The 11550-nt window shown below is 71.6% G+C and carries 9 protein-coding genes; 8 read left to right on the top strand and 1 reads right to left on the bottom strand.

Annotated elements, in window-relative coordinates:
- From FYX01_RS26790 to FYX01_RS19300, 8 genes are all read left to right on the top strand, one after another.
- The coding region (locus FYX01_RS26790; RefSeq protein ID WP_223830556.1) for a hypothetical protein at nt 1–404 on the top strand (404 nt) is incomplete at its 5' end.
- A 2-nt stretch (nt 405–406) separates the two neighbouring features.
- Nucleotides 407–1528 (top strand): DNA alkylation repair protein, encoded by a 1122-nt coding sequence (locus FYX01_RS19330; protein WP_150243372.1) that lies wholly within the window; start codon nt 407–409, stop codon nt 1526–1528.
- Nucleotides 1525–5301, top strand: a complete 3777-nt coding sequence (locus tag FYX01_RS19325) for an aminotransferase class I/II-fold pyridoxal phosphate-dependent enzyme (RefSeq protein WP_150243370.1) — start codon at nt 1525–1527, stop codon at nt 5299–5301. The genes FYX01_RS19330 and FYX01_RS19325 overlap by 4 nt, the downstream gene beginning before the upstream one ends.
- 79 nt (nt 5302–5380) lie before the next feature.
- The gene (locus tag FYX01_RS19320; protein ID WP_150243368.1) at nt 5381–5683 is read left to right on the top strand and encodes a hypothetical protein; all 303 of its coding nucleotides are present in this window, start codon (nt 5381–5383) and stop codon (nt 5681–5683) included.
- A gap of 1 nt (nt 5684) precedes the next feature.
- The gene (locus tag FYX01_RS19315; protein ID WP_150243366.1) at nt 5685–6782 is read left to right on the top strand and encodes a class II histone deacetylase; all 1098 of its coding nucleotides are present in this window, start codon (nt 5685–5687) and stop codon (nt 6780–6782) included.
- 5 nt (nt 6783–6787) lie between these two features.
- Complete coding sequence (locus FYX01_RS19310) at nt 6788–7585, top strand: thioesterase II family protein (protein ID WP_150243364.1); 798 nt, start codon at nt 6788–6790, stop codon at nt 7583–7585.
- Nucleotides 7586–8091: 506 nt separating this feature from the next.
- Complete coding sequence (locus FYX01_RS19305) at nt 8092–9666, top strand: MFS transporter (RefSeq protein WP_150243362.1); 1575 nt, start codon at nt 8092–8094, stop codon at nt 9664–9666.
- An 89-nt stretch (nt 9667–9755) separates the two neighbouring features.
- On the top strand, nt 9756–10223 hold the full coding sequence (locus FYX01_RS19300) for a helix-turn-helix domain-containing protein (protein WP_150243360.1): 468 nt from the start codon (nt 9756–9758) through the stop codon (nt 10221–10223).
- A gap of 113 nt (nt 10224–10336) precedes the next feature.
- On the opposite strand, the gene FYX01_RS19295 is transcribed toward FYX01_RS19300, so the two are convergent.
- The gene (locus FYX01_RS19295; protein WP_150243358.1) at nt 10337–11389 is read right to left on the bottom strand and encodes a hypothetical protein; all 1053 of its coding nucleotides are present in this window, start codon (nt 11387–11389) and stop codon (nt 10337–10339) included.
- Between the last annotated feature and the right edge of the window lie 161 nt (nt 11390–11550).

The raw sequence follows: 11550 nt of genomic DNA, 5'->3' as shown, positions 1-11550 counted from the left end.
TCCACCACCACGGAGCCCGCCACTTCTGGGAAATCGGACCCCAACCCCACCTCACCCCCCACGCCCGCACCACCCTCAACGACCCCACCACCCACTGGCACACCACCCTCCACAAAAACCACCCCGAACAGAGAAAGCTCCTGGAACAGGTCGCCGAATACCACAGGACTTCGGGAACCGAACTCGACTGGGCCGCGCTGCACGAAGGCAAAGGCGATAGCCTGACCCGCGTCCCGGGCCGCCCCTTCGAGCGGAAAAGCTTTTGGATCTCCTCTCCCCGAGGAGAGGGCGGCCCCGTGTTCACGAAGAACACCGGCAGCCCGTCCAGGCCCCGGGAAACTCCCTCCGGAGTGTTCCCACGCCATCCGCTGCTCGGGGACATCGACATCCGAGAGGGGAAATAACCATGTCCGGCGAATACAGCCTGAAAAAGCACTTCACGGGTGAGACAGCCACAATCCTGGGCGAACGCATCCAAAGTGCCCTTCCTGGTTTCGACACCGCTGGGTACGCGGCCGAGGTCGACCGCCGCGTCCCCGGGCTGGAGCTCAAGGACCGGGTCCTGGTACTGGCCGAGGGCCTGCGCTCGCGCCTTCCCGAGGACTACACCAAGGCGCTGGATGTCCTGCGCGCCACCCTCGGAGACGAACTCCCCGAGGGCCAGGGGATGTTCACGGTGAGCTGGTTCCTCATGCCGGTGGCCCGCTATGTCGAGGAGTACGGATTGGACCACCCCGGTGAGTCCCTCGACTTCCTGGAGGCGGTGACACGCTGCCACACCGCTGAATACGCCATTCGACCGTTCATCGCAGAGCACCGTGAAACGACGATGGAACGCGTCAGGGAATGGGCGTCCGACCCCAGCCACAATGTCCGGCGCCTGGCCAGCGAGGGAACGCGTCCGAGGCTCCCGTGGGCGAGCAGGCTTCCGTTCTTCGTCGAGAACCCCGCCCCCGTTCTGGAGGTCCTCGAACTCCTGCGCAGCGATCCTTCGGACTATGTCCGAAAATCCGTGGCCAACAACCTCAACGACATCTCCAAAGAACACCCGGAGACCGCGCTCGCGACCGTTCGGCGCTGGTCCCGGGAAAGCCCGACCCCCGAAACCGCGTGGATCGTCAAGCACGCCCTGCGCACCCTCGTCAAGGAGGGGAACCAGGAGGCCCTGGCCGTACTCGGGACCACCGGGGGCGAACACATCAAGGTGCACGGCATGACCGCACGCCCCGCGGCCCTCCGCCTGGGTGACACGGTCACCCTCCGCTTCGCCGTCGAGAACACCGACACCCGTGCGCACCGCGTGACCGTGGACTACGTGGTCCACCACGTGCGCAAGAACGGGCGGCTCATCCCCAAGGTCTTCAAGCTCTCCGACCTCGACCTGGCTCCCGGACAAGTCAGGCACCTGGAGAAGGCGCACACGATCAGGGAGGTCCAGACCCGCAGGTACTACCCGGGCGAGCACCTCGTCGACGTCCAGGTGAACGGACTGACCATGGCCACCGAGAGATTCGAGCTCCTACCATGAGCGTCTTCCGCAACCTCGTGCGGCGGGACGAGCCCCTCGCCGCGGACCACGTGGTCGGCGGTGAGGCCGTCCTCCCCGCCGCGGCACAGGTCGACTCACTTCTCACCGCGCTGGACGTGCTGGAACCCGGTGGTTCCTGGCGGCTCGAACGCACCGCCTTCCGGGCCCCGCTGACCGTCCCCGAGGACGGTGTCGAGGTGGAGACCGCCCTGGACCGGGACGGGGAGTGCGCTCTGCGCTCGCGCCCGCCCGGCGGCGGGGAGTGGACCGAGCACTCCCGCTGCACCGCCACACGCGGCGCGCTCCCCGTGCCCCGCTACGAGGACCTGGCCGCCCTCGCCGCGAGCTGCCCGGAACCGGCCGGCCTCGACCGCTTCCGGCGCTGGCAGCAGGAAAGCGGCATCGTCTACGGCCCCTCCTTCCGGGTCGTGCGCTCCCTGCGCTCGGGGCCGGACCGCGTGCTCGCCCTCCTGCGTACCGGTGAGGACGCCGTCGGCCCGCACTTCGTCCCACCGCAGCTGCTGGACTCCGTCTTCCAGTGCCTGGGCTTCCTGGACGGGGGCCGCGCGGGTGCGTGCCTGCCGTGGTCGGTGCACGCCGTCTCCGCGCGCCGACGGGTCTCGGGCAGTGTGTGGGCACTGGTCGAACGCACAGGCGGAGGCCGGGGCATGGTCAGGGGCAGGGCCTCCCTGTACAACCAGCAGGGCGAGGTCCTGCTGGAGGCCGAGGGAGTGACCCTGCGCGCGTCCGCCCCGGCGGTCCCGCCGCAGGCCCCTCCTCCCCCGCCCGGCCCCTCTCCCGTCGCGGTATCGGACGGGATCTCCCACGTGGCCTGGGAACAGGTGGACCCCGTCCCGGATCCGCTCCCGGAGGGGACCGCGCCGTTGGTCCTGCGGCCGACCGCCGAGGCCCCCGGAGACCTGCCCGAGGTGGCGGACACGGTGGAGGAGCTGGTGTACGTCGCGCCCCGCGGCGCGCACGGCCCCGAGGGCGCCCGTGCCCTCGTCCAGGGTTTCTTCCGTCTGGTGACCACGATCACGGCGCGCCGCCCCGTACCGTCCCTGACGGTCGTCACCGACGGGGCACACGGCACCTCCCAGAGCGCGCCCGACCCCGCGCACACCGCGCTGTGGGGACTCGTGCGCAGTCTGCGCAGGGAGCTGCCCCGCGCCCGCCTGCGCCTGGTGGACCTGGGCGGCTCTCCCGAGCCGCCGGAGGGGGTGCGCTTCGGCGAACCAGAGCTGCGGATGCACGACGGGGCCTGGCACCGGCCCGGGCTCGCTCCCGTGCCCGATGCGGTCGGGGAGCCCCGCGCCGTGCGGGGCCGACGCTTCCTGGTGACCGGCGGTATGGGCGGTATCGGCCTCCACGTGGCGGAGCACCTCGCCGAGCTGGGCTGCGCCCACCTGACCCTGGTCGGCCGGACGGTGCCCGACCGGGGCGAGCGCGCCGAGCGCCTGCGCCGCCTCGCGGAGCGCTGCGACGTCGTTTCGCACGCGGGTGACGTGTGCGACCTGGGCCCCCTCCTGGCCGGGTCCGAACGCTTCCACGGGGTGCTCCACTGCGCGGGCGTGCTCCGCGACGGCCTGGCCCGGTCCCTGGGCCCCGAGCAGGTGGCGGAGGTGCTCCACCCCAAGGTCGGCGGCGTGCACGTCCTCGGTGAAGGGCTGGAGGGGAGGGCGCCGGACTTCGTCGCCGTGTTCTCCTCCGTCTCGGCCGTCCACGGCAACCTCGGGCAGAGCGCCTACTCGGCCGCCAACGCCTACATGGACGGGTTCTCCGCGGCCATGCGGGCACGCGGCATGCCGTGGTACGGCCTCGCCTGGGGCCTGTGGGAGGTGGGCATGGGCGAGACCGTCACCGGTGGGGCCTCCCTGAGGGGTGTGCCCGCCCTGTCCGCCGAGGCCGGCCTGGCCCTGCTCGACACCGTCCTCGCCCTCCCGCCCGCCAACTACGTGCTGACCCCGCCCGCCGAACCGGAGGAGAAGGACATGCCCCCGACGACCGCCGACGACCTGTGGACGCCGCTGCGCGACATCCTCGCCAAGACGCTCCACCAGGAGCAGGTCGGGCCCCAGGACAACCTGCTCGAACTCGGGCTGGACTCGATCACCGCGGTGGAGGTCGGCGCCGCCCTCAACGCCCGCGGCATCGACATCGACACCGCCGTGCTCTTCGAGTACCCCGACATCGGCGACCTGCTCGCCCACCTGTCCACCGTGCTCAGCGGTGCGGCGCCGGCCCCGGCTCCCGCTCCTGAGCCGACCCGGGTCCCTGGGCCGGTCCCGGCCCAGTCCCCCGCCCCGGCACCGGTCGCGGGGAGCGCGGCTCCCGTCGCCGCGCCGGCGGCCTTCGCCCCGGCCTGGGACCAGTACCGGCACGAGCCCGGGCTCCTCCCGGCTCCGCCGTCCGGTGCCGCCCGGCCCGCCGCGCGGCCCGCCGCGCGGCCCGCCGCGCGGCACGTGCCCGCCCACCGGCCGGAGCCGGCCACGCGAGGCCAGGCGCCCGGTTCCCCCTCCGGAGCGGTCCCGCACCTGACCCCGCAGCGCACCCTGCCCGGGCGCCTCTCCAACCGCCCGGGCGGCACCTTCCTGGAACAGCGCATCGACGCCCTGTCGGCTGAGGACCGCGAGATCGTGGCCCGCGACGACTACTTCTACGAGCCCGTGGTCGAGGCGGCCGAGGGCCCCCGCATCCGGTTCGACGGGCGGTGGTTCCTCAACCTGGCCTCCTACAGCTACCTCGGGCTGCTCGGCCACGACTACATCGGCGCCCAGGCCCAGCTCGCCGTGCGCCGCTTCGGGACCGGCGCGCACGGCGTGCGCCTCCTGGCGGGGACGCTGGACCTGCACCGGGAGCTGGAACTGGCCATCGCGAACTTCCTCGGCGCCGAGGACGCCGTCGTCTACTCCAGCGGCTACATGGCCAACCAGGCGACCATCGGCGCGCTGCTCGGCCCCGAGGACGTGGTCATCGGTGACGTGTACAACCACGCGAGCATCCTGGACGGCTACCGGATGTGCGGAGCCAGGGTGATCACCTACGCCCACAACGACCTGGCCGACCTGGAGCGGGCACTGCGCCGGACCGACGGCACAGGGCGCATCGTCGTCACCGACGCGGTCTTCAGCATGGACGGCGACATCGCCGACCTTCCGGGCATCCTCGACCTGTGTGAGCGGTACGGCGTCCCCGTGATGGTGGATGAGGCACACAGCATCGGCGTCCTCGGCCACACCGGGCGGGGAATCGTGGAGCACTTCGGTCTGGACCCCGCGCGCGTCGACATCAAGATGGGCACCCTGTCCAAGACGGTCCCGAGCGCGGGCGGCTACGTGGCCGGTTCCCGGGACCTGGTCTTCGCGCTCAAGAACAACGCGCGCGGCTGGATGTTCTCCGCCGCCACCACCCCCGCCCAGGTCGCGGCGGCCAAGGCCGCCTTCGAGGTGATCGACGCGTCACCGGGGATGGTCGAGCGCCTGCGCCGCCTGACCGACGGGTACCGGGAGCGGCTGCACTCCCTGGGCTTCGACACCCTCCAGAGCGCCTCACCGGTCGTGCCGGTCCTGTGCTCCTCCGCCGAGCAGGCCCAGGACATGGCCCGGCTGTGCCAGGCGGACGGCCTGTTCGTCCAGCCGATCGTCTACCCGGCGGTGCCCCGGGCCCTGCCCCGGCTGCGCACGATCGTCAACCTCACCCACTCGGCAGGCGACCTGGAGGAGGCCGCCTCGGTCCTGGAGAAGGCGGGGCGCCGCCTGGACCTGATCCGGTGACCTGCGGCGCACGAGGCGCCACGGCCCCGGAAACCGAAACCCGTACACCTGTGGGACCCACCCGTGGAAAGGGACAGACATGAGCGAGACCAACAACGGAGCGTTCTTCGGTGCGGTACTGAAGGCGATCGCGTGCACCCGCAACAACGGCCCCGACGACGAGACCTACGAGACCGGTGTCATCGAACCCGCGCGACGCATCCGCGAACTGGAGAAGGAGACGGCCGACCGCGAACTGACCCCCGCCGAGACCGAGCGGGTACTCGGATGGCTGGAGACCGTCCTGGACACCAAGTGCACCCCTGACGAGGAGCGTGAGTACCACCGCGCCGGCATCGCCGAGGCGGGCGGCCTCACCGTCGTCACGAGGGAGACCCTCTGACATGGCCGCGTTCGCGTGGTACAGCCACGAACTCTGCCACTGGCACGATCCCGGGCCGGGGTCGGGCTACGTCCCGGTCGGCCCGTGGGTCGAGCCGCTGCGGCAGTTCGCCGTGGACCCCGACCTACGCCGCGCTGAGGGCCTGGTCAGGGCTTCCGGAGTGCTGGACGGCTTCGACTGCCTGACCCCCGAGGCCGCTCCGGACGAGGAGTTGGAGCTGGTCCACACCCCCGGTCACGTCGCCCGGGTGGAGGCGGCCTCGGCCTCGGGCGGCGGTGACGCGGGCGTGTACGCCCACGTGAACTACCACAGTTCGAGGGCCGCGCGGCTGGCTGTCGGAGCCTGCGCGGCGGCCGTACGCGACGTCGTCGCGGGTCGGCACGAGAGGGCCTACTGCCTGGTGCGCCCGCCCGGACACCACGCCGAGCCCGACCGGGCCATGGCCCTGTGCCTGTTCAACAACGTCGCCGTCGGCGCCCGGGTCGCGCAGGGACTGGGGCTGCGGCGCGTGATGGTGATCGACTGGGACGTGCACCACGGCAACGGCATCCAGAAGGCGTTCCACGAGGATCCCGACGTTCTGTACGCCTCGATCCACCAGGACGGCCTCTTCCCACCGGGCTCGGGCTCGATCACCGACACCGGCGCCGGAGAGGGCGAGGGCAGCACTCTCAACATTCCCCTCCCCCCGGGCTCGGGCCACGAGGCCTACCTGGCCGCCTTCACCCAGGTGGTGGCACCCGCCGCACGCGCCTTCCGACCGGAACTGCTCCTGGTGGCGGCCGGGGTCGACGCGAGCGGGCACGACCCGATGGGGCGCATGCTGTGCACCAGCCTGACCTTCCACACCCTGGTCTCGATGGTGTGCGAACTCGCCGCGGAGCTGTGCGGAGGACGGTGCGTCCTCGTGCACGAGGGCGGCTACTCCGCCTGGTACCAACCCATGCTGGTGCTCGGCACGGCGAGCGCCGTCGCGGGCCTGCCCGCACCGGAGGACCCCTTCCGTCACTCCCTCGACCACCTGCCGGGCCAGCGCCTGCAGCCGCACCAGAGGCGAGTGATCGACTTCCTGCGAGACCACCATCCCCTGATGTTGTGAGGACCATGTCGAACTGGCTGACACGCGTGGGCGGCGGCGACCGCCCGTTCCGGAGGCGCTTGGTCGCCCTCCCCCACGCGGGGGGCTGGCCGTCCGCTTTCAACCCCTGGCGCGATCTGCTTCCCGACGACGTGGAGCTACTCGTCGCCCAGCTGCCCGGACACGGCGCCCGTATCGCGGAGGAACCCCTGCGCAGGGTGGAGCCGATGGTCGAGGGGCTGGTGGGAGAGCTCTCGGAAACCGACGACCTTCCCTTGGCCGTACTCGGGCACAGCTTCGGCAGTGTCCTGGGCTACGAGCTGTCCCGGGCCCTAGAGGCCGGGGGCCGCCCACCCCGGCTGCTGGTGGTGTCGGCCCGGCAACCGCCGTGCTTTCGCGACGTCGCGCCGTTCGCGCACAGGCGCGGGGACGAGGAACTACTGGAGCACCTGGTGCGGATCGGCGGCCTGCCCGCGCGTCTGCGGGAGCAGAGGGGACTGATCGGTCCGGTACTGAGAGCGGTGCGGGCCGACCTCGAAGCGATGGAGACCCATCGGCGTCCGGGCTCCGAGACCGGGGTTCCCATCCTGGCGGTGGGAGCCCACGACGATCCGGTCGTGGTGACCGAGCGCATGCCCCTGTGGAGCCTGGAGACGACCAGCGGTTTTCGGTCGGAGCTGTTCGAGGGGGGGCACTTCTTCCTCTACTCTCCGCGGACCGCGGTCAGGGTGCTCGGACACGTGCTGAAGGCCCTGTCCGTCGACAGCCTCCCAGCGGCCGGGGCCGGAACGGCGTCCGGTGAACTCCAGGGGGCTCGCCCCTGACACCTGTCGACGGCGCCGACCCGCGAGGGTCCTTCCCGGTGCACGGCACCCGCAGGCGCGCCCGGCACCGAAAAGGCAACCGGCGGGCACCCTGGCACGAACATGCCGTTTCTTTGCCGAGAACCGCGTTCGCACCATTACGGAACCCAACAACCCCCATGTGGTAAATCCAAGGAAAAACAGCCACAAACCCCATGAGAAACATCCGATCCTGAATCCCTCCCGGAGAACCCAGGAGGGGACGCCGAGGGACGGCCCACCCTCCCGCCCCGGACAGCACCGTCCTCACCAGGCATGAAACCAGTGCACGCGTTCGGACGGAGCTCACACGGAACCGGGATCCCCCTGCGGGGAAGCGGACCGGCTACGAGACGATGTTGAATTTTCTACTATTTTGAGGCGGCGAAAGCACACATCTCCAGAAACCGGAAAATGTCGTATCCCCAGACAAGAATGGAGCGGCCGGGGAACCCTTCCCCGCCGCGTCGAAGAACCGAAGGAATCACATGACCACCGCACCCACCGCACCGGAACGCGCCGGCGCCAGACAGTGGACCGGACTGGCCGTGCTGGCCCTGCCCACCCTGCTGGCCTCGATCGACATCAGCGTACTGAACCTCGCCGCGCCCCACATCAGCGCGGACCTCCAGGCCAGCGGCCCGCAGCTGCTCTGGGTCATCGACATCTACGCCTTCATGATCGCCGGGTTCCTCGTCACCATGGGGACCCTCGGCGACCGGATCGGTCGGCGCAGGCTGCTTCTGATCGGCGGCACGGCCTTCGGTGCCGCCTCCGTGCTGGCCGCCTACTCCACCTCTCCCGAGATGCTGATCGGGGCCCGTGCCCTCCTGGGTCTGGCGGGCGCCACCCTGATGCCCTCCACACTCGCCCTGATCAGCAACATGTTCGGGGATCCACGCGAACGCGGTATGGCGATCGCCCTCTGGGCCACGGTCTTCTCCGTCGGTATCGCTCTGGGCCCGGTCGTCGGCGGCGCCCTGCTACAGACGTTCTGGTGGGGCTCGGTCTTCCTGATGGCCGTACCGGTGATGCTCGTGATGCTCGTCCTGGCCCCGTTCCTGCTCCCCGAGTTCAAGGACCCCGACGCGGGCAGGGTGGACCTGGTCAGCGTCCTGCTCTCCCTCGCCGCTCTCCTGCCGGTCGTCTACGGGCTCAAGGAACTGGCGCGCGACGGCGCGTCCCTCCCCGCGCTGGCGGCGATCGCCGCCGGCCTGGCCGTCGGCGCCGTCTTCGTGTACCGCCAGCGGTCCCTGGCCAGCCCGCTGCTCGACCTCGGGCTGTTCCGCAACTGGTCCTTCAGCGTCCTCCTCACGGCGATGCTCATGACCATGTTCGTCGCGGGCGGCACCTACCTGTTCATCACCCAGTACCTGCAGCTGGTCGTCGGCCAGACACCGCTGGCCGCGGGGCTGTGGCTGCTGCCTGGAGCGGTCCTGCTCACCGTGACCTCCATGACCGCTCCCATGGTCGCCGCGTGGGTGCGGCCCGCCTACGTGGTGGCGGCCGGCCTGGGGGTGTCCGGTGTCGGCCACGCCGTCCTCGCCCTCGTCGACGGCTCCCCGGACCTGACCGTGTCCGTGGTGGGCTTCACGCTCATCCTCGCCGGCGGCGGCCCCCTCATCGCCCTGGGCACCGATCTCATCCTCAGCTCCGCCCCGGAGGAACGCGCCGGTTCGGCCTCGGCGCTCTCCGAGACCAGCACCGAGCTGGGCACCGCTCTGGGCATCGCCGTGCTGGGCAGCATCGGCACGTTCGTCTACCGAAGCTCGCTCACCGTCGCGGACGGTCTTCCGACGGCGGCCTCGGAGGCGGCACGCGACTCACTGGCCGCGACCGTGGTGGCCGCCGAAGAGATGCCGCAGGGCACCGCCGCGTCGCTGGTGGAGTCGGCCCAGGCCGCCTTCACCAGCGCCGTCACCGTGGTCGGCGGGATCAACGCCGCCCTGTCCGCCCTCCTCGCGCTCCTGATCGTGCTGTCGCTGCGGCACATCCCGGCGATGGGCGCGCAGGAGACGGAGACCGGTGCCGAGGAGGCTCCGACGGACACCGTTCGGGGCTGACCCGGATCCGGGGCCCGGTGCAGCGGTCGGCGTCCCAGGTGCGGGACACGCCGCTGCCCGGCCTGTCACCACGTCAGAAGGGGTTGTGTATGAAGCGTCCTGGCCCGAAGCTCGTGCCGCTGGGATTGACCGACGATGAGCGCTGTGAACTGCGGCGGTGGACCAGGCAGCACAAGCTGTCCCAGCAAGTGGCTCTGAGAGCCCGTATCGTTCTGGCCTGCGACCAGACCGGTTCCGACGGTCTACCCGTGTCGCAGGCCCAGGTGGCCCGCGACCTGTGCGTGAGCGTGGCGACCGTCAGGAAATGGCGCAGACGTTTCTCACAGCAGCGGTTGGAGGGTCTGGCCGACGCTCCCAGGCCGGGGCGGCCACGGACCATCATCGATGAGCAGATCGTCGCGCTGATCGTGGAGGGTACCGCCGAGCGCCCTTCCACGAGGGCCGTCGCGGCCAGGGCGGGAGTGTCGCAGTCGACCGTCTCCCGTGTCTGGCGCCACCGCTCCTTCCCCGTCCCCGCGAAGAAGCACGGTGGTCGGGCTCTCCCCGGAGCCGTATGACCCCTTCCTGAGGGGCGCCGCTGAGCAGCGGTGCCCCCGGCCACACGGTCGGTGCTCCTCCCCACGCCCGCGGGGGGGTGCACCGGCCCGGCGCGTCCGTCCCGGGGCAGGGGTCAGGAGCCGTCCTCGGGGGCCCGGGTGCCGCCGGAGCTCCGCAGGGCGTCGTCGCCGTCCAGCTCCAGGCACTCCTCGCGGATGCGCCTCGCCACCTCGGAGAAGCCGCCCCGCTCCAGGAGCTCCAGCTGGTCGCGGGCGAACTCCGCGCGGGTCGGCCCGCTCGGGAGGGATTCGATCAGGCTCCGCAGGATCGCGACCTGCACGTCGCGCTCGGCCGACTCGTGGACGCCGCCCTCGGCGGGCCACCAGTAGCTCTCGTAGCCCTCGACGTCCACGTCGCTGCCCGGGCCGGAAGGAACGACGAGCCCGTTCTCGTCGTAGGTCATCGGTTCGTCGAACGGGTCGCCCAGCCGGCCGTCCAGCGGGTCGAATCCCCCGTCCGCGGCCGTGCGCGGGGACAGGACCGGGCCCGTGGACCCGAACGTGAATTCCTCCGGCTCCTCCTCGGCGCCGCGGACGGCCTCGCGCAGTTCGCGGTCCTTGCGGAGCTCGGCCATGCGGCGCAGCCGCTCGGCGTCCTCCTCCCGAGGGCGCAGGCCCACCTCCTCCGCCCACACCACGATCCCGGCCCCGGTGACCGCGGTCTCCACCGCGAGCCGGGCGGCCAGCTCGCACTCGGCGATCCCGTGGCCCGAGGGGTCCACGCCGCGGGCCAGTTCCGAGGCCCGGGTGACGACGGCGAGGACGGCGGGGGCGACCGGGTTGCGCAGGCGCAGGTCCACGTGACCGTCCCACCGCCAGTGCACCACGGCGGAGAACACCAGGTCGTAGTCCTGGGCGGCGCTGGGCACCGCGACCGGACGCATCCGGGTGCCGCGCGCGGCGCCGGAGTCCTCCGTTACCGGGGCGGCCCCGGGGGTTCCGGGGGCCTCGGGGGTTCCGGGGGAGGTCGGCCCCTCGAAGGTGTCACCGGTTCCGGCGACCGCGACGCCGAAGTGCTGGAGGAGGGCTACCAGGAGCAGCACGGCCGGGATCCACAGAAGCGTCCAGGGTCCGGCCAGGGGGTAGAGCACGCAAGGAACGACGGCCACCACGGTGGTGGCCGCCACGAGGCGCGTCGGGATGACGGGGGTGACGGCATGCCTCCTCTCACGGCGCGGCCGGGCCGGGCCGTGTCCGAGCCGGTGCGGTAGCGCTCGACACCGCACGGGACCGGACGACTCTTTCGGGCGACACCCGACAGTCTGCCCCAGATCCGAAGCGGACGTGC

This window comes from Nocardiopsis quinghaiensis (assembly GCF_008638365.1).
Taxonomy (GTDB): domain Bacteria; phylum Actinomycetota; class Actinomycetes; order Streptosporangiales; family Streptosporangiaceae; genus Nocardiopsis; species Nocardiopsis quinghaiensis.
This window is presented reverse-complemented; position numbering and strand designations above follow the sequence as displayed.

Bases quoted from the DNA above. Each gene is read 5' to 3' on its own strand.
- FYX01_RS19330 (WP_150243372.1), top strand. From the start codon at position 407: ATGTCCGGCGAATACAGCCTGAAAAAGCACTTCACGGGTGAGACAGCC.
- FYX01_RS19325 (WP_150243370.1), top strand. From the start codon at position 1,525: ATGAGCGTCTTCCGCAACCTCGTGCGGCGGGACGAGCCCCTCGCCGCG.
- FYX01_RS19320 (WP_150243368.1), top strand. From the start codon at position 5,381: ATGAGCGAGACCAACAACGGAGCGTTCTTCGGTGCGGTACTGAAGGCG.
- FYX01_RS19315 (WP_150243366.1), top strand. From the start codon at position 5,685: ATGGCCGCGTTCGCGTGGTACAGCCACGAACTCTGCCACTGGCACGAT.
- FYX01_RS19310 (WP_150243364.1), top strand. From the start codon at position 6,788: ATGTCGAACTGGCTGACACGCGTGGGCGGCGGCGACCGCCCGTTCCGG.
- FYX01_RS19305 (WP_150243362.1), top strand. From the start codon at position 8,092: ATGACCACCGCACCCACCGCACCGGAACGCGCCGGCGCCAGACAGTGG.
- FYX01_RS19300 (WP_150243360.1), top strand. From the start codon at position 9,756: ATGAAGCGTCCTGGCCCGAAGCTCGTGCCGCTGGGATTGACCGACGAT.